This window comes from Paenibacillus crassostreae, assembly GCF_001857945.1.
In the GTDB taxonomy this organism is placed as follows: domain Bacteria; phylum Bacillota; class Bacilli; order Paenibacillales; family Paenibacillaceae; genus Paenibacillus_AQ; species Paenibacillus_AQ crassostreae.
In genome coordinates this window covers 3,160,463-3,185,171 of record NZ_CP017770.1, presented here as the reverse complement: position 1 = coordinate 3,185,171, position 24,709 = coordinate 3,160,463, and the positions used below count along the sequence as shown (strand labels likewise).

21 protein-coding genes are annotated in these 24,709 nt (G+C 38.1%); 2 read left to right on the top strand and 19 right to left on the bottom strand.

Annotation, left to right across the window (positions count from 1 at the left end; translation table 11 throughout):
• Nucleotides 1-44: 44 nt before the first annotated feature.
• From LPB68_RS14505 to LPB68_RS14460, 10 genes are read right to left on the bottom strand one after another with little or no spacing between them, the layout of a single operon-like run.
• Nucleotides 45-1,406: a glycosyltransferase family 4 protein gene (locus LPB68_RS14505; RefSeq protein WP_068657467.1), complete on the bottom strand. Its 1,362-nt coding sequence runs from the start codon at nt 1,404-1,406 to the stop codon at nt 45-47.
• A gap of 10 nt (nt 1,407-1,416) precedes the next feature.
• Nucleotides 1,417-2,460, bottom strand: coding sequence for a glycosyltransferase family 4 protein (locus tag LPB68_RS14500; protein ID WP_068657469.1), 1,044 nt, complete (start codon nt 2,458-2,460; stop codon nt 1,417-1,419).
• A gap of 11 nt (nt 2,461-2,471) precedes the next feature.
• Nucleotides 2,472-4,304 carry a methyltransferase domain-containing protein gene (locus tag LPB68_RS14495; protein WP_068657471.1) on the bottom strand — a complete coding sequence of 611 codons (1,833 nt, stop codon included), beginning with the start codon at nt 4,302-4,304 and terminating at the stop codon, nt 2,472-2,474.
• A complete protein-coding gene (locus LPB68_RS14490; protein ID WP_082865687.1) occupies nt 4,294-5,913 on the bottom strand; it encodes an ABC transporter ATP-binding protein in 1,620 nt (539 codons plus the stop codon). Before LPB68_RS14490 ends, LPB68_RS14495 begins: the two co-directional genes overlap by 11 nt.
• Nucleotides 5,900-6,595 carry a hypothetical protein gene (locus tag LPB68_RS14485; RefSeq protein WP_068657473.1) on the bottom strand — a complete coding sequence of 232 codons (696 nt, stop codon included), beginning with the start codon at nt 6,593-6,595 and terminating at the stop codon, nt 5,900-5,902. The genes LPB68_RS14490 and LPB68_RS14485 overlap by 14 nt, the downstream gene beginning before the upstream one ends.
• A gap of 15 nt (nt 6,596-6,610) precedes the next feature.
• Nucleotides 6,611-7,378, bottom strand: coding sequence for an ABC transporter permease (locus tag LPB68_RS14480; protein ID WP_068657475.1), 768 nt, complete (start codon nt 7,376-7,378; stop codon nt 6,611-6,613).
• Nucleotides 7,375-8,337 (bottom strand): GDP-mannose 4,6-dehydratase, encoded by a 963-nt coding sequence (locus tag LPB68_RS14475; protein WP_068657477.1) that lies wholly within the window; start codon nt 8,335-8,337, stop codon nt 7,375-7,377. Before LPB68_RS14475 ends, LPB68_RS14480 begins: the two co-directional genes overlap by 4 nt.
• An 11-nt stretch (nt 8,338-8,348) precedes the next feature.
• Nucleotides 8,349-9,314, bottom strand: a complete 966-nt coding sequence (gmd, locus tag LPB68_RS14470; protein ID WP_068657479.1) for a GDP-mannose 4,6-dehydratase — start codon at nt 9,312-9,314, stop codon at nt 8,349-8,351.
• 43 nt (nt 9,315-9,357) lie between these two features.
• Nucleotides 9,358-10,434 carry a mannose-1-phosphate guanylyltransferase gene (locus tag LPB68_RS14465; RefSeq protein ID WP_068657482.1) on the bottom strand — a complete coding sequence of 359 codons (1,077 nt, stop codon included), beginning with the start codon at nt 10,432-10,434 and terminating at the stop codon, nt 9,358-9,360.
• A 1-nt stretch (nt 10,435) separates the two neighbouring features.
• Entirely contained in the window at nt 10,436-11,731 is a 1,296-nt protein-coding gene (locus LPB68_RS14460) for a glycosyltransferase (RefSeq protein ID WP_232510204.1), read from the bottom strand.
• A gap of 101 nt (nt 11,732-11,832) precedes the next feature.
• Here LPB68_RS14460 and LPB68_RS14455 point away from each other — a divergent pair, with 101 nt between their 5' ends.
• Complete coding sequence (locus LPB68_RS14455; RefSeq protein WP_068657485.1) at nt 11,833-14,298, top strand: Wzy polymerase domain-containing protein; 2,466 nt, start codon at nt 11,833-11,835, stop codon at nt 14,296-14,298.
• Between the two features lie 102 nt (nt 14,299-14,400).
• Here LPB68_RS14455 and galU read toward each other — a convergent pair whose 3' ends face one another.
• Both galU and LPB68_RS14445 read right to left on the bottom strand, forming a co-directional pair.
• Nucleotides 14,401-15,279, bottom strand: coding sequence for a UTP--glucose-1-phosphate uridylyltransferase GalU (gene galU / locus LPB68_RS14450; protein ID WP_068657488.1), 879 nt, complete (start codon nt 15,277-15,279; stop codon nt 14,401-14,403).
• An 85-nt stretch (nt 15,280-15,364) separates the two neighbouring features.
• On the bottom strand, nt 15,365-15,622 hold the full coding sequence (locus tag LPB68_RS14445) for a helix-turn-helix domain-containing protein (RefSeq protein ID WP_068657490.1): 258 nt from the start codon (nt 15,620-15,622) through the stop codon (nt 15,365-15,367).
• 190 nt (nt 15,623-15,812) lie between these two features.
• On the opposite strand from LPB68_RS14445, the gene LPB68_RS14440 reads away from it, so the two are divergent.
• Nucleotides 15,813-16,256: a hypothetical protein gene (locus LPB68_RS14440; RefSeq protein ID WP_068657492.1), complete on the top strand. Its 444-nt coding sequence runs from the start codon at nt 15,813-15,815 to the stop codon at nt 16,254-16,256.
• Here the strand turns inward: LPB68_RS14440 and LPB68_RS14435 are convergent.
• The 7 genes from LPB68_RS14435 to LPB68_RS14405 form a co-directional block, all read right to left on the bottom strand.
• On the bottom strand, nt 16,253-16,468 hold the full coding sequence (locus tag LPB68_RS14435; RefSeq protein ID WP_157756183.1) for a hypothetical protein: 216 nt from the start codon (nt 16,466-16,468) through the stop codon (nt 16,253-16,255). The genes LPB68_RS14440 and LPB68_RS14435 overlap by 4 nt on opposite strands.
• A gap of 303 nt (nt 16,469-16,771) precedes the next feature.
• The gene (locus LPB68_RS14430; protein ID WP_198402147.1) at nt 16,772-19,285 is read right to left on the bottom strand and encodes a U32 family peptidase; all 2,514 of its coding nucleotides are present in this window, start codon (nt 19,283-19,285) and stop codon (nt 16,772-16,774) included.
• A gap of 699 nt (nt 19,286-19,984) precedes the next feature.
• Entirely contained in the window at nt 19,985-20,245 is a 261-nt protein-coding gene (locus tag LPB68_RS14425) for a hypothetical protein (RefSeq protein ID WP_157891917.1), read from the bottom strand.
• A 62-nt stretch (nt 20,246-20,307) separates the two neighbouring features.
• Nucleotides 20,308-22,242, bottom strand: coding sequence for a stalk domain-containing protein (locus tag LPB68_RS14420; RefSeq protein WP_068657500.1), 1,935 nt, complete (start codon nt 22,240-22,242; stop codon nt 20,308-20,310).
• The gene (locus LPB68_RS14415; protein ID WP_068657501.1) at nt 22,242-23,330 is read right to left on the bottom strand and encodes a S1C family serine protease; all 1,089 of its coding nucleotides are present in this window, start codon (nt 23,328-23,330) and stop codon (nt 22,242-22,244) included. Before LPB68_RS14415 ends, LPB68_RS14420 begins: the two co-directional genes overlap by 1 nt.
• A 201-nt stretch (nt 23,331-23,531) precedes the next feature.
• Nucleotides 23,532-23,969, bottom strand: a complete 438-nt coding sequence (locus LPB68_RS14410; protein WP_068657502.1) for a toxin-antitoxin system TumE family protein — start codon at nt 23,967-23,969, stop codon at nt 23,532-23,534.
• Nucleotides 23,959-24,585 (bottom strand): helix-turn-helix domain-containing protein, encoded by a 627-nt coding sequence (locus LPB68_RS14405; RefSeq protein WP_157756184.1) that lies wholly within the window; start codon nt 24,583-24,585, stop codon nt 23,959-23,961. Before LPB68_RS14405 ends, LPB68_RS14410 begins: the two co-directional genes overlap by 11 nt.
• Between the last annotated feature and the right edge of the window lie 124 nt (nt 24,586-24,709).

The following is a 24,709-nucleotide window of genomic DNA, read 5'->3' as shown; positions in this document are numbered from 1 at the left end:
TCATCAATCTAATCATTTAAACCTTTTGTAATCCAGTCCATTTTTTACTGAAATTTATTAAATGCATTACACATATGACTAATGTTACTAACCATAATAGGTTCAAAGTCTTTAGCGCTTAAATTTGATGACAATAGATTCATATACTTATTAGTATATTCTCTTAGTCCTAACATTAAATTCACTTCTTCACCACTAATAATATTATCTATAAATTTTAAATATCCCATCTGGCAAATTGATAAAGTATTATTCCTATTTGTATAATCTAATATTTTCCTTGTTAGTATTTCTCTGTTAGAATTATAAATTTCACAAATATGTTTAACAATATCATCAACTTCATACTTATCATACCTAGCCTTATACACGACATCCTCAGGAAATTCAGCAAATGAACCTATGTGGGTCGTTATAACAGGTTTGCCGTGACCCATAATTTTGAGTAAACTCGCGGAATTTTCCCCCTGAGTGGGATACCTTAGATTGATACACATATCAGAAGCTGCTATATATGTATCGAATTCTTCTAAAGTAACAAACCCCGTACAGATAACCTGGTCTGTCAATTTGTATTTACGTATAAGTTCATCAATAGGATAAGATGGTGCTATCTCACCCACTATATATAGCTTAATATTACTTATCATGTTCTTTGACTTAATTATAGACATAGCCTCGATAACTTTGTCTATTCTCTTCGTGGGATTGGCATAGCCTAATGTACTGATCACAAAATCATCTTCATCAATATTTAATTCGTTTCTCGCTTTTCCCTTTTCAACTTCAATGCCATTAAATTCGCTAATATGAGGTGCTGGAATTGGAACAACCTCAATAGGGACATAACTGGCTTGCTCTTGCAATAGCATTTTTGCAAATTGAGAGTGTACGATTACACCTGCTGAGTGATCTAGTATCCTTAAATTCAGAGGATATTTCAGGGAATTACTTTCCCATATTGGTGAAATCTCACCATTCACAAAGCGGTTCACTTCATTAATCCCATTTGATCCATGGCAATACAACATTTCTTCTCTATATGCTGTTAGATCTCCACATTCTAACGTCTTAGCAGCAAAAAAGTGATGTAGAGAGTAGTCATGTAAAACTACAATGCCAGGATATTTTAGAATAAATTCATATATTTCATCGTGAGCAGAATAGTTGTTTCCCATATGATAAATTATTGCGTCATAATGCTTCTCATTGTATCTTTTAGAAAACTCAGCATACTCCCTTATAGAAAAACACTCTTTAATTTCACTATTCTGAATTTGAAATCCATTTCCGACATATACATCTATTTCAAAAGATTTAGCCAACTCGGGTAGCAAATCTTCACTATAATCAGATATTCCTGAACGAATCGGATTTAATGGTGAAAAATATGCAATCTTTTTCATTTTATTTCTCCTATCTTATTGTCTCCGTTAATCGATCTATCACGTGATCCCACGTAATATGTTTAACAGATTCATAACCCATTACTCCAAACTCTTTAGCCACTTGTTTGTTCCGATATAAGTAATCTATTTTGGAAGAGATCTCATTCGTATTTGTTAACACAAAACCGTTAATCTCATCCTTCACAAATTCTAATACTCCACCTGAATCGTTCAATGTAATTATTGGTTTTGCTGATAAGAAAGCCTCCAGAGTAACATATCCATAGTCCTCATCATACGGTGCGAAGTAAACTGCTAAACAATCGGCATATAACTTAAGCAATTGTTTATCTTCAACAAATCCAAGGAACTTCACTCTATCATTTAATCCTAACTTTGATACCAATCGCTCAAGATTTTCTCGTTCTGGTCCTTGTCCTGCTATAATACATTTAATACTAGAATCTGTTTGTTTTAACGATTCTATCAATATGTCTATTCTTTTTAATTTATCAAGTCTACCTACTGACAATATATAATTATCAAAACTATTATTAAAGTAAAGCCCAACATGTTTAGGAGGATGATATAACACCTCCGACTTAATATGATTAAATCTTTCTAATCGGTCAGTGGTATTTTGAGCTATAGTAAAAATTTCCTTTGAATCACTTAAACTGTTGTTATCATATCGACTAACTAATTCTTTAATTGATAGGCTTTCTGGAGAAAAGTCGTACTGACTATATTTCGTCCCCTGCAAGTCATATATTTGTCTGAATTGATGAACCAACCAAGTAACTTTGTTATTGTGATTTACACCGTAAGAAGGAAATTTAGTCCCTATAACAAGATCGATCTTTTCTCCATTACTTTCCGAAAGATCAATGAACTTCCAGTTCATCATACTTTGAATCAGTTGTTCGTTTGGATACCACTTGAACGGCAGCTGAACAATATCAACATTAAAGTCTCTACGAAGCAACTCCGTACTTAATGAAGTAACTAATAACTCAGCACCTCCTTTAACAAAAGGAACCTGAGCGTGGCAAATAGCAATTTTCTTCTTCATGTTAATACCACCTATCTTTTACCGAAACAGACAATTCTGGATAAAGGAAGTTCATCATTATTCATTATTCCTTTATTCAAATATTCACCAACGGATATTGAGTCAAGTATCTGAAATCCATTATCATTAAGTTCATTAATAATCTCAAATTCATTCCAAAATACATCATATACATTGAATGATCCCCATTGATAAACTGATCGCAACTGTGTTTCGGCTTGTTTGTTCGGAAAGTCTGCAATTATAATTCCATCATCGTTCAATAGCTTGTATATCTTCTGATACAATATAATCCGGTCTAAATAATTAAAGTGTCTAATAAATCTAAAAACAGAGATAATATCGTATTTTTCATCCGTTATAAAGCTGAAGAAATCATTTTTCACATAAGTGACCTTGTTTATATCACTTAGTTTTCTAACAGACACAGAGATCATGAATGCAGAATTTTCAACCGCTGTTATTTGTCCATACTCCAATAAACTACGCATTATTCTGCCCTCACCTGAGGCAATATCAAGAATGTTATTCATTCCTATACCTTTTGGAGAATGCTTCTCAGTAAGTATATTTAGAGCATTTCTCTCAAGAAGATCATACGTACGCATCGGGAATTCTGAGAACCTTGATTCATCATAATTATTTGCTATAAAAGAATCATTGTAGTACTCCGCCATTCCATCCTGATTCATGACCAAATACTTATTATTAGCATTCAATTGGCTTCGCCATTCATTCAGAGTTGGAGCTGCTACCTGATATATGACTTCATCATATATTTTAAGATAATTATTATTATCTAGTTTGTTTATATCAAATAATTCCGAGCCTAAATCCTCTGCATTTTTTTTATAAAAATCATAGTTTTTCTCTAAAATACCGACTTTCTCAGCCAATTCGCCAACTTCACATTTGGAAACTACTCCAAAGTTATATTGTTCTACGACATCTTGCAAACCAACAACGTTCGTTACGGCTACAGGTATTCCTAGAAGAATTGATTCTAATATAGATAGTGGACATGAATGATTATTCTTCTGTGTTGTATATGGAGCAAGCATGACATCAACACCTTTATAAAAATCGTTCATATCTAAATATCCGTTATAGACTTCGAAATTGGTTAAATTATTCTCATTTAATAACGCAATAAAGTCGTCATACCCTTCATTTCTCCATGCAATTTTAAATTTATAGTGCTTCAATTGAGCAGCCAGGGATACTAGGAGCTGAATTCCACGACCCTCCCAATCTTTTTTTGATAAGGGTGCTGAAGCAAATCCAATAGTAAAAGGTTTATTCTCAATCATCTCGGGTCTATTCCTTAGCGCTTTAATGCGAGGATACATTAAGTAAGTTTGTAATCCCATCTTTAGAAATTCATCCTTAACAACCTTTGATTCTACAAATAAATATAGGTTCCCAACGTCAATAGCATGTCTTAAATGCTCTAAATAGCCTTCATCGAACTCACGAAATGCATCAATACCGGTCACTGTATTAAAAGTAATAATAGACTTACTCGAATAATTTTTTTCGAAAAGGAAATATCCATCTAAACTGTCGACAAAAACATGAGCAATCGTAGGAGATTGTTGTTGGATTAACTCATTAAAATTGTAACTCCAATAATATACATCATTATCAGCATCATATATTTCCTCATTATCTAGCAACTCATTCTCGAGCGAGATAAATTTAAACTCCAAACTCTGGCTAATACTTTTATAAAACTGATAGTACGTTCTAGCTTCCTTCTTTATTGCCTCAATATCTCTTTCTCTTTTAAATCCAAAACAAAAAATATAGATTTTGGGTTTATTTAAAATCATATTATTTAACATCGATTTTAGCCTCTCCCCCCAAATTTAAATTCACTAATCCAATACTCTTAGTTTCCGATACAACTCTTATAAATGTTACATCAATCATACGATCTACGGTTACAGTTTCTCCGTTTGATTGATCTGTAATACCCAATGTAAGAAAATAAGTCCCCTCATTTAAGTACATCGGAAGTGAAATCTCGCTACATATCATATTTCCTTTTACTACTGTAGTAGATTCACAGCCCAGTATCTTTGTATTAGTTCCAAAAACCTCAATTCCATTAATGGTTTTAATAATAACCCCTACAACTGGCACATTAATAGTGTCCGAAACTTCAGCCTTTAAATGAATGTTAATTTTTTCTCCTGTCTTAAATACAGTAGATTCATTTTTTAATTCATCAGTTAATTTATATTCAACTATTCTTGCTTTTCCATTACCATATCTAATTTCATTTACTTCTGTTGTGAGTTGATCGGACATCTGCAGATTTGCTGTTAGAGACATCTTTTGATAATAATTAACTACATCGTTAGAATTACCCTCAAATATTAAATTCCCATCATAAATAATTGCAACGCGATCACACAATGCTCTAACCGCATTCAAATCATGTGTCACTAATATAATAGTTTTCCCTAAGGCCTTAAACTCCTCAAATTTCGAGTAACATTTCCGTTGAAACACTTCGTCCCCTACAGCCAACGCCTCATCTATAATCAGTACGTCAGGATCAACGTGAATTGCTAAAGCAAAGGCCAGTCTAACATACATCCCACTTGAGTAACTTTTAACTGGTTTATCAAAAAAATCGCCAATACTAGCAAATTCCTTAATGTCCTCCATCTTGTCTTCAATCTCATAACTAGGTATCCCATATAAATAACTGTTGTACATGACATTTTGTCGACCTGTTAATTCCGGATGGAATCCTGCACCTAACTCTAGCAATGCCGCAATTCTACCATTGACCTCGAACTGACCTTGCGTTGGTTGTTTTGTCTGAGCAAGTATACTAAGAAGTGTACTTTTTCCAGAACCATTAAATCCAACGATACCGTACGTTTCACCTTTTTTCACTTCAAATGACAAGTTTTTAAGAGCCCAAAAGTCTTGGTGACCCTTTTTTATACCCAATGATAAAAACTCTTTAATTTTGGAACTATTTTTAGGATACATTTTAAATCTTTTTGATATATTCTCACAAATAATAGCAGTATCTTCATGAAGTACATTTCCTTGAATAAACTTATCACTAAGGTTTACTGAGACTGTTAATATCGTAGATCCATATGCTTCAAACCACGATTTATTCTCATGCACTAAATCCCAATGTAAAATAACATCTTTAGCTTTTGTCTCTAGAATAAAACTACATTTGAGTAATACACTATCACCTGGAGCCAAATTGTAAGGTAACTTTGTTCTCAGACCTTCTCTGAGAACTCCTTGATCATCGTTATAATGATACCCTACTAGAATTGGATTCTCTCTATCATAAGCATACCAAACTTCACTACCTATATTTGTTATGAACAAACCCACAGAATTCATTTGTCCTTGAGTAGCTAACAAAGCAACCTGATCATCCATCAACTTTATTTGCGCATCATACTGATTCATTAGTATTCAACCTACTTTTATTCATACTTTCAAATGCACTTAAAACACGCGCTTCTAAGTCCAAATCATCTGGATTCTCATTTAACGCCATTAATAATAAATGATATTTTTTTCCGTTATCATTTTCAAGTTTAGCCAGATCATTTAATAACGCACATAATATATTGGAACGCAAGCTAGGGTTATTATTTTTCATTTCTAATATCTCGGAGCTAAGACTAAGTGTACTTTGTCTTAACTCTTCAATTTCATTATGATATTCTTCTTTATTAATAGAAGCATCAATCAAGACCTTCATTTCACAAACAATTTCATCAACAATATCAATGGTCATTTGTTTATAATTCTCTTCTAATGTATTATCAGAAGTGATCTTATGATCAATAATATATAAGTGATCAATAACTCTCTGATTGAAATGAATCTGTCTCATTAATATTGGAGACAGTAGTTTCCTTAAAGCCCTTTTGCTAAATATGATTAGCTTTCCAAGTATTCTTCTATGAGAGAAATATTCGACATCCATTATATTGTGAGAATCAATCAATGGTTTCAAGTCTATACTTTGATTGTTATCTTTTGAAATTTCCGCTCTTTCTTTAAGCCCATTATTTATTCTATGGAGAATCCTTTCAGTTAGGCGTTCCTTCATTTGTTTCTCATTAAAATTTAAGTTTTCCATATTTCGCCCCCCTACCTAAATCAAATCAGATATATCATCAATCATTACTTTATAAACAATCCACCCTACTATATAGGTACCTATAGAAATACACATCATTATCAATATATTTTCCAACCGTCCCTCGAGAATCAGAACTTGATATCCTTTCATAAAGTAATAGATAGGATTAAGATACATTAAGTTCTTTAATCCTACAGGAAGAATATCAACGACATAAACAATTGGAGTTAACCAAAACCATAGCTGAATAACGATCGACGTAATTTGATTTAAATCTCTAAAATGAACATTAAATACTGAAAGAATCAATCCAATACCAGTACAAAATATTTGTTGAAGAACTATAATTAGTAAAACTAATGGATAGTTAATATGCACACTATATCCTAGTAGTAACAAAACAACTAATAACAAGGCATAATTTACAATTAGTTCAATAATAGACGAAATCAATAACGACAAGAAAAGTACAAATTTAGGAAAATAAATTTTCTTCACAATATTTGAGTTCTCAATAAATATATTTTGAAAACGAGTAATCGTAATATTAAATATAGTCCATGCTAATATACCTGAACTTAAATAGACGCTATAATCCAACTTACCCGTCATATTGGGAAGCTTTGCAGCCATCAGTTGAGAAAATACCGTAGTATAGATAACGATCGACGCCATTGGTAATAGAAGAGTCCAAAGCAATCCAAAAAATGATCCAGCATATTTATTCCTAAAGTCTCGCTTCACCATATCCCAAACCATATAAACAGTATGAAGTCTCATGTCAACCTCTTCCAATCTCTTTTTCTTATTTCATTTAATACATCTTCAAGTGTTTGAATAATGTCTATACAACATTCCCAACCAGTCTGTTCTACGAATTTCTTGTTAGATCCGAAATATGTTGGAATATCAACCGGTCTCATTTTATTCAAGTCTTGGTTAACTGTCACCGATTTATCGGACAAGGAAATCATCAAATTCAATAAATGTTGTATAGATATTTCTTTTCCTGAGCAGAGATTATAAACTTCACCCTTAACTCCCTTTTCTGCAGCTAAAAGATAACCCATTACCATATCCCTTACATCCGTAAAGTCTCTCTTTGACGTAAGATTACCAACGGATATGATTGGTTCTTGAAGTCCCGATTCAATATTCACAATTTGATGCGCGAAGTCAGGAACTACAAAGCCTTTTATTTGTCCAGTTCCAATATGATTGAACGGTCTTAAATGAATAATATCCATATCAAAACTTTCAGAAAATTGTTTAGCTAATATGGATATATTCATCTTAGATGCTCCATAAGGATTTAACGGGTGCAGTGGACTTCCCTCAAGTATCGGAAATGACATTCCTTCATAGTGACCATATTCCTCAGAAGATCCAATATTAATCACACGGATCGTTTTTGAGATTTCTTTAACTGCTTCAAATAAGAACAAGCTTTTAACTACGTTAGCATACATCGTTGAACTTGGATGATCCCATGATTCTTTTATGTTACTCTGCGCAGCTAAATGAAAGATAACTTCAGGTTTAGCACGCTTAATTAGCTCAATAATATTTTCCTTACTATCCAAATCTGAAACAATCATTTCATCAACATATTTAGATGGATCCGCACAATTATTAGATTCTCTAGTCGTTCCATAAACCTTATAATGGTTTTTCTTCAAGTGTTCACCCAGATGCCTTCCGGCGAAACCATTAATTCCTGTTATTAATACATTTCTCATTCATACCGCCTCTATTTACTTTTCAATTTTGCTAGATCACTATCAACCATCATCTTCACTAATTGCTCAAAACCAACCTCAAGTTCCCAGCCTAATTCTTCTTTCGCCTTCGAACAGTCACCAAGTAGCAATTCCACTTCAGCCGGTCTAACAAACTTCTGGTCAACAACTACATAGTCTCTCCAGTTCAAACCAACATGACTGAATGCTATTTCCACTAATTCTTCAATAGTGTGAGTCTCTCCAGTAGATATAACGAAATCATCAGCCTTATCTTGTTGTAGCATTAACCACATCGCCTTGACATAATCGCCTGCAAAGCCCCAATCTCTCTTGGCATCTAAGTTGCCGAGACGTAGTTCATTCTGCAATCCCAGTTTGATTCTGGCAACCGCATCAGTGACTTTGCGTGTTACGAATTCAATGCCACGACGTGGTGATTCATGATTGAATAAAATGCCTGAACATGCATACATATCATAGCTTTCTCTATAGTTCACTGTAATCCAGTGACCGTATACTTTAGCGACACCATAAGGACTACGAGGATAGAATGGCGTAGTTTCCTTTTGCGGTGTTTCCACTACTTTCCCGAACATTTCACTGCTAGAAGCTTGATAAAATCTTGCATCGGGTTTCGTTAAACGTACTGCCTCCAGCATATTAGTGACACCAATACCCGTTGCTTGTCCTGTTGCAACTGGTTGAATCCAAGAAGTTGCAACGAAAGATTGAGCTGCCAAATTATAGACTTCATCAGGATTAGAGATACGCACTGCATTTATTAGAGAACCCATATCAAGCAAATCACCATCAATAAATTCTATATCATTCATCAAGTGTTCGATATTTTCAAGGATTGGCACACTCGTTCTTCGACGTAAGCCGAATACCTTGTAGCCTTTAGATAACAAAAGTTCCGCCAGATATGATCCATCTTGTCCTGTGATTCCTGTGATTAGTGCACGTTTAGTCATTTGTATAGTTCTCCTTTATTCTTATAAATAGTATGATTTTTACTTATAAATACTTTTCAAGTTTCTGCATACGTAATTCTTTCAGAAGTAGTTTTACTTCCTGCGCTTTATCCTTTGTACAGATCAAAGTTACATCCTCAGTATCAACAATAATTAAATCCTCAATTCCTAAGGTGGCAATCAACTTACCATTACTCTCAATAATACAACGTTTCGTATCAAGGTTTAATATATTACCTTTAATTACATTGCCATTCTCATCGAGCTCATTAATCCGTTCTAAGGCTGTCCAACTACCAACATCATCCCACCCGAACACACAAGGAATAACATATATATTAGAGACCTTCTCCATAATACCGTAGTCGATAGATTGGTCTGGCATTTTAATAAACTCTGACCGAATGATCGCATCACGGTCTTTAGATTCAAATACTGTCTTCATAGTCTCCAAGATATCATGCATCTCCGGCATTAGATCCTTTATATAGCTTCTTATTGTCTCAACTTTCCAAACAAAAATTCCACTGTTCCAGAAGAAATTTCCTGATTCCAGATAAGATTGAGCTGTTTCAAGATTGGGCTTCTCAACGAATTTACTTACTTTGTGAACAGATAATTGATTAATTAGTTCAAATTGGTCACTACTTTCAATATATCCATATCCGGTCTCTGGATAAGTTGGTTGGATACCTAGCGTCACTAAGTTGCTATTATCCTGCGCCACTTCTACAGCGGTTTCCAAAATTTGTATAAATCCTTCTTCATTCTCAATAATATGATCAGAAGGAATTACAATCATTGTGCTGTCCGGAAAGCGTTCCTCAATAATAATCGACGCCAACCCAATACATGGTGCCGTGTTTCTTCCAACTGGCTCAATAATAATATTTGCTAACGGCAAATGTGGTATTTGCGCTTTAATTAATTCAGCATACAATTCATTGGTCACAATAAATATCTGGCTAATATCAACCAACTTCTCTAGTCGTGCTATAGATTGTTGAATCATCGATTTGTTACCCGAGATATTCAAAAACTGTTTAGGGAGATTAGTTCGGCTTTTAGGCCAGAATCTTTCGCCTTTACCCCCTGCCATGATTACACAAGTAATTGTCATTTCATCCTCCAAATTTCCACAAATTAATATACTGTAGCCTTTTCTCGATCATTTCACCTATAACTTGTGGAGAGTAATTTCTTTTAATGTCTTGCTCACCTTTTAACGAAATCTCTTTATAAAAGTTTCTATCCTCACAAAGTTTTCGCATATATCTACTTGCATGCTCAACATCTGGATCCGCCCAGTGTTGGTATGCTTTATATGGACCGTGATTATGATTAAGCTTAATTAAATTGTAATCTACTAAACATGAATTGCTGTGATCCATAAAATCAGTGTTTGATGACCAATTGGTCCCAATGACCGGTTTACCTAGATACATAGCTTCTGCCAGTCCAAGACCAAAGCCTTCACTTCGATGAAGAGATATGTAACTGTCTGTTACGAAAATTAAAGCATTAGTATCATTTCTTGATAACGTTTTTTCAATTAGATATACATTCTTATAATTTCCTATTAGTGAATAAAGTTCATCTAATTCCTGTGAAGGACGTGTTGCACTATTCACTTTTATTACCAATCCAACAGATACATCATCTGGTTGGAAAGCTAATTGGAAGGACTTGATAGATGCTTGTGGATTCTTCCTTTGCTGATAACTTTTCAAGTCATACATAGAGAGGAACAAGAATGTCCTTTCTGGTAAATTGAAGTAAGCCCGATCTCGAATTTCATTAATGTTCACTTCAATACTATGTGGTATTTTCACAACAGGAACTGGACTTTTCATTGCAATAGAATCTACTACAAATGTTGAGGGTGCCCATATTTCATCCACTAGACTAAAGCTCTCTTGCCATTCATCAGGAAAGTCTGGTAACTCCCAATGCCAGTATCCAATGTTATATCTATTTTGAAAAATCGTATTCCCGTAATGTGCGTATACTTCAATCATTTGTTCTGCATTAATATGAAATATATTCACATTATAAATAGGTTCAGATATTTCCTTCTTTGCCCAAGTCAAATCGGACATTCTGGCACTATTTGTACCTGTGAAGTTAAGTATCCCAAACGAAAGGTCTACTGCATCCATACTTTTAGCAGCTATTCTGCAGGACTCGCCAATTCCCATCTCAGCCCTAGCATATCCTAGTAAATTAACACCTTCTATATAAAGAACCTCATTATTCGAAAAACCTTTTTTGTTATTATCAATAGGAAATGCTGACTTTAATAACCTTTTCTTAGTTCGTTGGATTAATGATGAAGGAAAGATCCTTTTTAATACAGGCTTCGTCAATATGCCAAATTTATAAAGAACCAGATATAACTTATTACTAATGTTAAACACCACCGATATCATATCAATTGCTTACAAGTCCAATCAAGTAGCCGTGATTCATTCCCTATGTTAAAATACTACATATCTACAAATAAAGGAGATTGAAAACTTTGTCTAAACAAGTATACGGTAAACAGGCTAAAAGGTCGAGTGATGTCATTAAATTACCAGTATTATCATGGGTATTAATGGCCGCTCTCATTCTATATTTAGCATGGACGCCATTTCAAGTGGCATTATTTAATGGACAGATGCTTAACTTTGAGAAACCTATCTTTTGGGCAGCAGCTCTGGCCTGTGTGATTCTATTGATCTGGATTGCTAAAGATCACAAGTCTATTAATCTAGAAGGTCAACGAGATTGGATGGCAATATGGGTATTGTTGCTACCTATCACGTTTGTACTTTCACTCTTCGGCGCTGCTTCGCATTATCTAGCAATGAATATGGTGATCATCCAATGTACATATGCCATCATGTTCATTATTGGACTGTTCTTACTACGAGACAAGTTAGCGAATAAAGTAATCCAAATTGCGATCATGACGGTAGCTTACATCATTGTCGGATTCGGTTTACTTAATTGGTTCGGACAAGGTACATTCGCTGGAAAGTTAGTAAACTGGTTCTCTAGTGGGGTCTTGAACGGAAAGTATACGGATGCTGTCATGAGCGATTCTAATGGATTACGTCTGACATCGGTGTTCCAGTATGCTAACACATATGCTGCATTTCTCATGGCTTTCTTGTTCGCTACCGTATTTCTTCTGATTCGTTCCAAGAAGTGGTATGGTCAGGCTATTCACGCTTTTATGTTAGTACCTATTATCCTATCTGTTCTATTAACATTATCACGTGGTGGATTGGTTATGCTTCCCGTAGTGTTTGTTCTACTACTGTTGTTTTTGAAGCCAGTGAAACAGATCCTATGGGTTGTGTATATCGGTATCGCAGGTATTGCCTCCCTATTGATCTCGAGTACGGTTACTGAATTAGGATTGCAATTGAATACAACCTACAATGGCAGTGAAGCCGCAAAAGGATGGGGAATATTACTTTTTGCATCGGCAGTTGTTGCCCTTCTCGGATGGGTTATTCAACGTTTCGTCGCTCCATTACTTGAGCGTGGACTTCAAGCTTGGTCGGAACGTAAAACTTCTAGTCTATGGATTCCAGTTGGCTCGGTCATCGTGGTAGGTGCTGTTGCCTTTCTATTGATCGGAACAAGTGCACGTAACATTCTCCCTGAGAATATGAGTACACGTCTAGAGAATATTAACTTTCAACAACATAGTGTACTAGAGCGGATAACATTTTATAAAGATGCAATGAAGGTTGTACAAGATTATCCTGTTCTAGGCGCAGGCGGTGGTGCTTGGGGTGCATTATATGAGAAATATCAGAACAACCCTTATATAAGCCGTCAAGCCCATAATTTCTTCCTTCAATACTTAGTCGAGGTCGGTATCGTTGGATTTGTGATATTCATGGCCTTCCTAATCTATATATTCTATAAATATATTCGTCATTATATCACCGAGAGCGAGGAAGAGAGAGAGTCTCATTTCTTGTATCTCATTCTAGTACTATCTATTCTATTGCATAGTCTGCTCGACTTTAATATGAGTTACGTGTTTATTGGTATTATCGTGTATCTAGGGCTTGGAGGAATGGCTTCTGTCATGGAGAATAAGTCCCTTCGTATTCAGAAACTACGCTTCAGGGGAAGCGGTGTAAGTGCTCTATACAGCCTAGTCCTGGGGATTTGTGCCATCGTTGTATTATTCACGTCATTCCGATATATCCAAGCTAGCAGTGCTAGTATTGAGGCTAGTGAATTATCACAGACAAGTTCTTCTTATGAAGAAATTAAAGCTCCACTCGATAAAGACCTTAGCTTACGGAAAAACCATCCAGACTCAGTGCTGTTATTATCTTCTCTTTATCAAGAAGTATATTCACAGAACCAGAGTGAAGAGTTCTATGATGCTGCTTACAATGTCATTACTGAAGGACTTAAAGATGAACCCTATAACAAATATATGATCAATCGCCTAATCACACTTCATCAATTAAAAGGTGAACAAGAGCAAGCATTCGACCTATTAGTAGCTAATTCTGAGAACTTCAATTGGGATATCGAGTGGTATGAACGAATTATCTCACAAGCACATGAATTAGGTTATGCAGCTCACGGTATGCAAGATTTAACTTTAAGAGATAAGTATTTCACAGCTGGTATAGAAGCTTTCAACAAGATTCAATCAGGACTGGTACATCTCGCCACTCTACCTGAAGGTCAATTGTCTGGGCGTGCTTTCGCTAATACTCCTTCCATGATTCTCAACACAGGTAAAATGCAGCTTCTACTTAATCAGCCAGCTGAGTCTATTGAGACATTTAAGCTCGGACTAATCGAAGATTTAACTGATCCAACGAACCGAGAAATTGCACGTTGGTATGTGGCTGCTCTAATGAAACAAGGATTGAATGACCAAGCAGTATTAGACCGCTTAATCCAGATTGATCCTACGGAGACAGAACAGATTGAAGCGATTGTACAGAGTATTTCTTAAACTTAACGTTTGCGACCTTGAATCTATTCGGTATTCAAATCCGATCTAATGTAAAGAAGACGACCCCAGCTGGGGTCGTCTTCTTTATCTAGGTATTTAATATTATGAATGCTCAATATCATGAATCATCTGTTTCATATACTTAAGAAGATCTTCTCTTAGCTCCTGATGCTGTAAGGCGTAGTGGATCGTTGTTTCAATAAACCCTAGTTTCTCTCCAACATCATGTCGTTGTCCTTCAAAATGGTATGCCAATATTCTCTCCAGCTCACCTAGACGGGAAATTGCATCAGTTAGTTGAATTTCACCATTCACACCCTCATGTTGTTCACCAAGTAGATCAAAAATCTGCGGGGTCAGAATATAGCGCCCCATAATCGCCAAGTTAGATGGTGCTACTTCCTGTTTTGGTTTCTCCACCAATCGATTCGCTTGATATATTCGTTCATCCAATTGTGAACCATCTACAATGCCATAACGGGATACTTCGTCCCATGGAACAGGCTGCACACCTACAATCGAAGATTGATATTGCTCATACACAGCGATCATTTGTTTAAGACAAGGCACTTCTGCTTCTACGATATCGTCGCCTAGCAGAACAGCAAAAGGTTCGTCACCAATGAACTTACGCGCACACCAGATCGCATGGCCTAACCCTTTGGGTTCCTTCTGCCGAATATAGTGAATATCCGCCATTTCGGAAGACTTTCGGACTTCGTTGAGGAGATCCCATTTCAACTTCTGTGTAAGATTGTGCTCCAATTCGAATGAATAGTCAAAATGATCCTCAATCGCACGTTTGCCTTTCCCAGTAACAATAATAATATCTTCAATTCCAGAGGCAACTGCCTCTTCCACTATATATTGGATGGTAGGTTTGTCCACAATCGGTAACATTTCCTTCGGCATCGCCTTGGTTGCAGGTAGAAAGCGAGTTCCTAATCCAGCTGCTGGAATGATGGCTTTACGGATTTTCATGTATTGATCTCCTAGTCTAGCAGAATCTTAAAGATAGATTAACGATAAATACTACCATGATTGTAACAGAGAATCGAATACGAATCTATTGAACGGAATCTTCCAGCTCTATCTCGAATCTCTCGATGAGAAGGGATGGTTTGACTTGTAATGCTTTGGCTAGCGAGATAATCGTTAGTAACGAAGGTGCCTTTCCCCCGTTCTCTAATTCACTAATATAAGATCGATCAACACGAGAATATAAACTTAGTTCGTCTTGCGTTAATTTGTTTTCTTTACGAATTTTCCGAAGAGCTCTTCCAAAAGCGAGGAGTTCTAATAATCTCTCATTTTTATCTGACAAGTTAATATCCCCTTATTTGTTAGTTAGAGACATCATATGTTGTAAGGGTATTGATTTTCTGTAGGCTATTGCCAACAAAATTACAAAGTGATAGTATATTGATACTGAAAGAAATAATAAATACTATAATCAGCTCTGTAAGTAGTGGGTTACACTTCCGTTTATAATTTACAATAAGAAGGTGATTCTAATGCAATATATTCCCAACCACTTTGAATTCAAGGCAACTCTTTCTTTTAAAATCAGAAGTTACTGTGAACTTTCTAATTCCTATATGGATACGAGCTTACTATTATTGAAAGGCGGAATGAATCAACCATGTCTGATCTCGGGGTATTTGTCGGTGAAGGCGATGCTCAAGGCCGTTTATTTATGTCAGGGTAGTCAGGAAACATGGAAGAATAATATTACCTTCGATGAGCTACTTTCCTTTGTATCAGATCATCATATCATTGATTTGGATACAGAATTATTCTTGAATAAAATCCATTATATAACGAGTCAGTCCTATATATTGACCACGCTGAAGATGGAGAACCAGCATGTTATTAACATCATAACTAGAATAGAAGACATATTATGTTACTTATCTGAGAAAATAGGCTGCCATGATACAAGCTATATCGTTCTCTAAAACATACAGAACCTACATGTTGTAGGCACTAACTGAGTCATCAGTTTTATTATGCTATCGTCAGTACTACCAGTACTGCCAGCAGTAGCTGCATCACCAACAGTACCCATACCTCCAGCATTAGCTGCATTTAGTACAACTAATTCCCCCCATATTCCTCTTGCGATACTTTTAGTTGCAATACATACATCTAAAATCAAGGACTCCTCCATTTTCCATCATATTCACCGTATTAGCTGTACTTTGTACAACTACTTTTTTCTATTCTGTATTTCTTCTATAAGTAACTGTAGTTTCTGCAACTAATTGATGCTCCTACTTCCTATTACTCCTATCACCGACCGATGACACCAAATTGACCTAGTTAGATAAGTGATTACTCATGAAGATATAGTTGCTGCCCTTAAGACTTCTCCTGAGTAGTTCTATCTTTATAATCAGCAAAAAGGTTGATTCACCCCATTCAGAAGATGAATCAACCTATATTAAAATCTAAACAACACCTATGTTCCTGACTATTTCACCAATTGACCTCTGGTTACACCTAGTTGATTGGTTGCTTTCAGTGTACGCCATACTTGGGTACCGCTGATCTCACCACGTAAGGCACGCTTGTAAAGGTCAATAACCTCGCCTACTTGTTCAGGAGTTTCTTCCAAGAACTCTACGCGATAACTCGATACGCCAAATTCCATGAAGTTAGCCAAATACTCTGCACCCGATTGTTCAATGGCATTGTATACGGTATTGCGACATCCTTCATCTACACGTACAGGATGAGACATCCCGATGCGATCTTGGAGGGATATATGATGCTCCTCACAAGGACGACCACAATTCGTAAAGTCTGTACCTTCACTTAAGAAGGTGCAATAGACACAATGCTCAGTATGGAACATTGGTAGATGCTGATGGATAACAATCTCCATCTTCGATGTATTGGAACGTCCAAGCATGTCCACCATTTGTTGAATGTTCAGGTCATAGGATGGTGTGATCATATCACAACCAGCTTCGATGAAGAGATCCGCTGCCTTGTGGTTAGCGATATTTAATGAAAAGTCTCCGATGATCTGTGGATGTTGTTCTTCTGGATGTTCTTGACGGTGACGCAGATAGAAGTATAGCGCCCCAGTGTTACGTACTAATACCGCATCCGGCTGTAAACGCAGGATGTTGTTATGGTAGCCGTTCTCCCCAGGCATATGAATACGCGGCGTTGCCAGCGCAATCTTCGCTCCAGCTGCACGCACAGCTTCCACCGCTGCCGGGAACTGCTTAATGAACTCGAAGTCAGCGTAGATCATTCCTACGCCTGCTTCGAGAGCAGCCTGCACCTGCGGCAGGCTGCGGCACAGCGCGGTGAGCTCCGCTTCACCACGCGCCACCGGCTGCGATGCGCTTTGCGCCGCGTCGCCGTACACCTCGACCGCCCGTTTCACGTATACGGGCGGCTTCGGACGCTCGCCAGCGAGCAACTCCACCGCATGGCGGCGGATGCTGTTCAGCTCGCGCATAGGCACGATGACGTCGCCTTGCAGCTCGACGTCCAACTGCTCAAGCTGGAATACCGTCCCGCCTAGACGGCCGAATTGTTCTTCCAGCAGAGCATAGTCCATTGGACGCTTCTGCGCCGCTTCCAATTCCATCTCAGAGTCCACGCGAACCGTCGTGCCCTTCTGCACATCTGTCCACCATGTCGTCAGCAATCCGCCAACATGACCTACAACCTTGACATGAACGGGGAATACCCGATAAGGCTTCTCCGTCTCAAACGTCTGACGCAGACGTTTGTCTAGTGCAGGATCATTTGTTTTCCAGATCCGATCCCCTACATGCAATCTTTGCAAATTAACATCGTTCCGTCCAGGTACGATATCGATGATCCAGCCTTCTCCAGCTTCACCTTCGATCTTCACACCTTTACGACGGATATCGTAGACGCGTCCGCCTTCTTCCTTCTTCGTCGGGTCTCCAGCGTCGAATACAATACCATCGCCCCGCTTCAATGGTGCATCGATACGGCAGACAACACCATCACGCAAAATCTGTTCCACGCGCCCTAGATATACACCACGACTCTTAGGATAACTACCTTCAACAAGCTTTTTATTGTTCGTCCCGTCCAAGAACCCATGGGTGAGACCACGCGAGAAGCTTTGCTCAAGCTCACGCATTTCTTCCTTACTCGGTGGTGTAGAATCGCCTTCGAAATATCGATCAATCGCTTTGCGATACTTACTAACCACATTCGCTACATATTCAGGCGTCTTCAGACGTCCTTCAATTTTAAAAGACGTTACACCCGCTTCGATCAATTCCGGCATAATATCTATCGCGGCTAGATCCTTCGGGGATAACAAATATGCGATGTCCCCCATCGGCTTCTGCACACCATCAACCATTAGGTCATACGGTAGACGACAAGCCTGTGCACATTCCCCACGATTCGCTGAACGTCCACCCCACATTTCTGAAGTTAGACACTGTCCCGAATAAGATACACAAAGTGCTCCATGCACAAATACTTCCATCGGTAGCTTCGCTTGCTCACCAATCTTCTTAATCTGCTTCAGATTGTTCTCCCGTCCTAATACAACACGTTCCAACGCCCAAGGCTTCGTAAATTCAACCGCTTCTGGCGAAGTAATCGTCATCTGTGTGGATCCGTGAATTGGGAAATCCGGCGAGATTTCACGAATCATTTTCACTAGACCTAGATCTTGAACGATCACCGCATCTACACCTGCATCTACACAAGCATCAATAAGCTCCTTCGCATCCTCCATTTCATTCTCGAATACGAGGATATTAAATGTTAGGAACCCTTTAACTCCATAGCTATGCAGAAAAGCCATAATCTCCGGCAACTCTGCCATCCGGAAATTATTCGCACGAGCCCGTGCATTAAACTTCTCTACTCCAAAAAAGATCGCGTCAGCTCCATTCGCCACCGCCGCTCTCATACAATCCCAATCCCCTGCAGGCGCCAGTAACTCAACGTCTCCTCTGCGTATTCCTTGCTTCATCATGTATATTATATCCTCCCAAACCAGCTAAGTGCCGGTGAACTTCTTAATTATCGCGTGCTACGCACATGAATTTCTAACGAGATAACCTACGAAATAACCTTCAACCTCAACACATTAACACCTAATAACTCTTTAACTTATTTATTGTAGCAAAAATCACATCAACCTTCTACCTTTCCCATTCATTTCAAAATGGAACCTGCCAATTCCATTGGCAGAGGCAGAGATCAGTCATTTCACTTGGTCGGCACATTTAGTTGTATAAACTACATTTAAAATCTTCCATTCTACTCAAGCTCTACATTTAGTTGTATAGAGTACATCTAATTTTACATTTCCACGAATTTTCGCTATTTTCACTATATTAACTGTACTTTTTACAACTACTTTCCCCCAACTGTCCATTCTCCCATAATTAACTGTAGTTTTTACACCTAATTGTTACTCAGACCCTTCTGACCTCTCAGACACCTTAAACCCCATGATCCCTTCAGAGCCCTCTCCATTTACCTTTCTCATCACCTACCTCAACCTCTCCTAATCTACACTTCGTATTTCCTTCTACTCTCTACTCTCTACTCTTCACTTCTTCTCCTGTCATTAACTCGACCAACCTACATCTTCCTCATCATCGCTACTCACCACCAGCCGCCATACTCAACTAACCTTGCCTATAACAAAACAAAAGCCCGCTCGTTATGAGCGGACCTCTTCACCTGTTATGCTTTTAAAGAAATCTTTAGCTTCTTGCATTCGTTTATCGTAAGCTTCCTGTCCGATAGAGTCACGTAATTCCTGACGAACTCTCTTCATGTCAGCTCTTATTTGTTCCCGATCTTCTGGAGGTGGAGGGATAATCATCACGCCACTCTCGTAAAAAAGAGGGTTTCTGGATATAGCTTTTCTCCTATATCCGTGGCGAGCTACTGACTCGCCTTTTCGCGTAGTTTTCGGCATACCCATCAACTCCTTATTTATAGGTGCATACATTCCAACTCTCCTCATAGTCCTTTATCCCTCTACTTCGTCAATACAAAAGACTTCAGTGTATTCTCTAATGCACTCTTATGGAGCTCCGTCGCATTGGCATCATTCAGCGTAGTTGTAATGGTGTAAGTTAAACCCTCATGATTGAATACATATAGGTTCACATGGAACGGGATATCATTCATCACTTGATGAACCTTGAACAATTTCGCAGATACGCCAGCGAACGTCGTATCTTCAATGGTTCGACTGATGACAGCATCCTTATTCTTAGCCACATCATTATAGATGTTAGTCCATTCTTTGACTACTTCCTCAACAGATGTATCCAACTCTGTCTCAATCGTGAACCGTCCACCTGTGAATTGATATTCTACGAAAGATGTCTCGAACTGATCTGCACTAGGAACCCAGAACTGCGGAATATTTACTTTGTACTGGTAAGTTTTTGAACCCTTCTTGATCACTTTTGTTTTATCAATCAGGAGAGTATCTTCCTCCATTCTCCCAAATGTCTCCGACACCACTTCATACTCTATGGCAATAGAGTTCATGATCTCTTTGAACTTATTCAATCCATCCGTCTGGTTATGTGGAACACTATAATCGAAATAATAGCGAAACCCATCCTGCTCTAGCATCACTTTATATTCCTTATTCCAACCGTCGCCATAATTAGTATGCACTTCAAGAACAAGCGCTTCATTTCCCGCTACATTGATATGAGATGTTCCTGCAATCTTATACGATGCTGGGACAAACGTTTCACTCAACCAACTCTTTATTTGCTCGCTCCATAACTCCAGGCTTGATGCTTTCGGCGCCGTAGACACTTGAATGGAAAGATAACTACCTTCTTCATCCGCATAATACATATTCTCAACATCCATATACCACTCAGCAGGGACATCTAGAGAAATACCATAATCTTCGTTATAGCTGTTCCGCAATCCATTAACGACACTCGATAAATCTCTCATTGAACGATCTTGCGTGTTATATGTTGTTCTGAAGGAATCTAAGAAGGCCGTGTATTTACTCACATCTCGATAATTAACCGCTTGAAAATCCGCAAAATATAATGAATATAATTGCTCGTCATTGATATCATAATAGGCACGAGTCTCCCAGATCATTCCGTCATAATCCTTCGTCACAATACGAGCGTACGGTACCAGTTCCTGAGAGAACGATTCGCGGTCTAATACGACTTCACCCGCAGCCTTAGCGTCTGCGACCAATTGTCGCAAAATATCCTCAGCCTCAAGCTCTATTTCTTGCTGATTGGCATGAACTTCTAAATAGTAGCTATCTTCCGCATCATTAAAAGTGGCGATACTCTCATAACTCCCACTCGAGCCTACGATCAGTCCAGATGGGTAGTTCATTGACCAGTCATAGAAACTGTTACCAATCTTTGTTTTTCCAAGATCGCTATCAAGGTTCAGTTCCACAACTTCAATTGAATTTTCCTCCGAAATGAGACTAACCGTTATTTCTCCTGTTGGACTATTCTTCAAAGATGCACCCAATCCTTGAGCTACAATACTGAGAGGTACCATTAATGTATCTGACTTCATCGTAGGTACAGCATCAAGGTTCACCTTTTTCCCATTAATCCATGCGACCTGACTATCGATCGTCAACCTCACGGTATGCTTTCCATAGCTTATCTTGATCTCATCAGAATTCTCAAGAGTAACTGTGCTTCCAAAAGCCTTCTTGAACACGCCGAGTGGAACCATCGTTGTTGTATGATCTATGTAAGGTTTTGCAATCTCCACTTGTTGCCCATTAATAATGGCAATTGTACTACCTACTTTCATTTTTAATTCTAATGTATCGCCTGAATCTGCCAAGACCAAGGGTGATCCAGTAAGTAGTAGAATTAGACACAAAGCACCGCATATCCACTGTCGGAGTAATTGTTGCTTCTTTTGCCAAAGAGCATTATTCAGCTGTAGCATTATATCTCCACCTCGCTCTCACTGTTCAGAAATAATCCTTGGCGACTAAGCACCAATCGACGGATCACAATATCCCCATCACTCTGCATCAATAGCTTAACAGTCTGACTGGGGGCGTAGGTTTTGAATAGCTCATTGATATCCACGTTATTCGTTACCTTGATTCCGTTAATACTATAAAGTAAATCATCTTCCTGGATACCCGCTGCTTCAGCTTCAGGCGTTAGCACTTTCGTCACCGTCAATGGTTCATCTGTTGGAAGTCCTACAATCGCTGACCAACTCTCTTCCAAAGAAAGTCCAAGGCTTGGACGCTTCACTTCACCATAGGTCATCAACTGGTTAATCACATATTGAACGGTGTCAGAGGGTATGGAGAATCCCATATTTTCAACCCCTACAGCGGCAAATTTCATCGTATTAATTCCTAATACCTCGCCTTTCATATTAACGAGTGGACCCCCACTATTCCCTGGGTTGATCGCTGTATCACTTTGGATCAAACGATAGGCCGCATTCACACCACGATTCATCCCACTCACAACACCCACTGTAGCTGAATTTCGTAATGAGAAAGATACTGGCGTACCAATCGCAATCACTTTCTCACCTACTTCTGTATCTAGCAGTGATTTCGTAAATTTAGCTGGCGTTAGACCATTGGCTGCAATCTTCACAACGGCCAGATCACTAGTCTCGTCTATGAATACTTTCTGTATTGGATAACTCTTACCATTCGAAGTAACCACCATCGTATTCGTAACTCCACTAACGACATGTGCATTGGTCACAATCCAGCCATTAGCTCGAACAATGACACCTGTACCATGTACTAGATTATAACGATCAGAGTTACTGTTACCCTGCCCCAGTGCACCTTTACCGATAATTCCCACTACCGATGGCGAGATATCTTTTACAATCTGCGGTATCGGATCCGCACTTACTTTGGACGTATTTGTTGCTGTGGAACTCACTTTGGTGCTTGTCGTTGTGCCCTGCTGTTTCGCCTGCACCGTACCCATACCACTCACTATCATAAGGCTACATAGCAGTATAATCGCACTGCCCTTCCCCACCTTATCCATTATGTAATCACCTAATCCTCTCTATAATCTCTCTCTATTGATCTATCGATCTTTCTTCAAGAAGTTCACTATCTAAGTTGCTATATTATTATATTCTTGTATGTGAGAAGTAGCCCCAATGTACCATACTATTTTAGCTTGAACAATCGCTATAAGACCTATATTTTGGATATTTTTAAATCAAAAGGACAAGCACAGGTCTCATCTGCGCTTGTCCTTTTGATTTTCAACTTCCATTAGTATAAATACGGTTTCCATAATCGTATAAAGATCATGATGTCCATAATTCGGATAGCGCCGTTCTTCATCCATTCCAATCGGTCTATGGTGCATATGGTCAGGTTCGCTTACAGTTTGATGCTGCTTTTCATTATGAGGCTCGTTATGCCACTTCCACATCTTCCCACACTGATATTCCCAATCATACTGATATTTCCTTTTCTTCCCTGTTCCCATTTCAATCAATTCAAATGCTGTCATGAAAGTTCCGTCCACGAACTTTATGGTTTTACGTACAAACGGTCCCTTGCTAGGGTCATAGCCAAAAAAGCCATCCTCTATCGAATCAATAAGGTCAGGAAAAGATAATTTTAGAAATTCAAAATTCGTACCATATAGTTCCTCATCCTTACGCCTCATTGATATCCCTCAACTCATCAAGGAGTGCAATCCAAATTGATGAATCACGATCCTCTGGAACCGTCCTTTCCCCCTTAGTTCCAAGTGTCATTTCATATGTACCGCCGTATTTCCTCATAAATCGTGTGATTTCGTCTATCACCGCATCCCGATGCTCCTGAGGGTTGACTCCCGTAACATCCTGTGATTGATTGTGAGTATTATACATCGCAGCAACCTCTCGGATAGATATCACTTCCCCAGTTCTAGTTGTGTAAGAAAGAGAATCGGGGATTCGATTATGACGATTGCCACCCATTCGCTTATATCCAAGAAACCTTCCTTCATCTATCCATTTATTGATGGCTTGCACCGAAACACCAAATATACGGGCCAGTTCTCCTGTAGTATAGGATTTCAGTGGCTCAGCACGGTTTATATCTTCAGCCATCATAAAGATTAATTCACTAAGGACCATCTTCTTGTCTATATTCTTACTAGGGTTAGTTACCATAATATAATCATGTAGCACATTACTGAATGCGTGATAGAATTCTAAATCGAGTTGCTTAATTGTACAATCTAATATCTTTTCACTTTTTTCAATAACTAATTGTCGCTCTTGTTTCGTAGACATGAACATCACCTCTATCCCCCACTCTAACAAACTTAAACCTAAACTTCAACTAAAGTTAAACTTGATCTTCAATATACTATGCACGAGTATTTCCTATTACCACATATGTATTCTTTTATTCAGC

Excerpts from the sequence above, each read along its gene's own strand:
- LPB68_RS14505 (WP_068657467.1), bottom strand. The coding sequence starts at position 1,406 with ATGAAAAAGATTGCATATTTTTCACCATTAAATCCGATTCGTTCAGGA.
- LPB68_RS14500 (WP_068657469.1), bottom strand. The coding sequence starts at position 2,460 with ATGAAGAAGAAAATTGCTATTTGCCACGCTCAGGTTCCTTTTGTTAAA.
- LPB68_RS14495 (WP_068657471.1), bottom strand. The coding sequence starts at position 4,304 with ATGTTAAATAATATGATTTTAAATAAACCCAAAATCTATATTTTTTGT.
- LPB68_RS14490 (WP_082865687.1), bottom strand. The coding sequence starts at position 5,913 with ATGAATCAGTATGATGCGCAAATAAAGTTGATGGATGATCAGGTTGCT.
- LPB68_RS14485 (WP_068657473.1), bottom strand. The coding sequence starts at position 6,595 with ATGGAAAACTTAAATTTTAATGAGAAACAAATGAAGGAACGCCTAACT.
- LPB68_RS14480 (WP_068657475.1), bottom strand. The coding sequence starts at position 7,378 with ATGAGACTTCATACTGTTTATATGGTTTGGGATATGGTGAAGCGAGAC.
- LPB68_RS14475 (WP_068657477.1), bottom strand. The coding sequence starts at position 8,337 with ATGAGAAATGTATTAATAACAGGAATTAATGGTTTCGCCGGAAGGCAT.
- gmd (WP_068657479.1), bottom strand. The coding sequence starts at position 9,314 with ATGACTAAACGTGCACTAATCACAGGAATCACAGGACAAGATGGATCA.
- LPB68_RS14465 (WP_068657482.1), bottom strand. The coding sequence starts at position 10,434 with ATGACAATTACTTGTGTAATCATGGCAGGGGGTAAAGGCGAAAGATTC.
- galU (WP_068657488.1), bottom strand. The coding sequence starts at position 15,279 with ATGAAAATCCGTAAAGCCATCATTCCAGCAGCTGGATTAGGAACTCGC.
- LPB68_RS14440 (WP_068657492.1), top strand. The coding sequence starts at position 15,813 with ATGCAATATATTCCCAACCACTTTGAATTCAAGGCAACTCTTTCTTTT.
- LPB68_RS14435 (WP_157756183.1), bottom strand. The coding sequence starts at position 16,468 with ATGGAGGAGTCCTTGATTTTAGATGTATGTATTGCAACTAAAAGTATC.
- LPB68_RS14430 (WP_198402147.1), bottom strand. The coding sequence starts at position 19,285 with ATGAAGCAAGGAATACGCAGAGGAGACGTTGAGTTACTGGCGCCTGCA.
- LPB68_RS14425 (WP_157891917.1), bottom strand. The coding sequence starts at position 20,245 with ATGCCGAAAACTACGCGAAAAGGCGAGTCAGTAGCTCGCCACGGATAT.
- LPB68_RS14420 (WP_068657500.1), bottom strand. The coding sequence starts at position 22,242 with ATGCTACAGCTGAATAATGCTCTTTGGCAAAAGAAGCAACAATTACTC.
- LPB68_RS14415 (WP_068657501.1), bottom strand. The coding sequence starts at position 23,330 with ATGGATAAGGTGGGGAAGGGCAGTGCGATTATACTGCTATGTAGCCTT.
- LPB68_RS14410 (WP_068657502.1), bottom strand. The coding sequence starts at position 23,969 with ATGAGGCGTAAGGATGAGGAACTATATGGTACGAATTTTGAATTTCTA.
- LPB68_RS14405 (WP_157756184.1), bottom strand. The coding sequence starts at position 24,585 with ATGTCTACGAAACAAGAGCGACAATTAGTTATTGAAAAAAGTGAAAAG.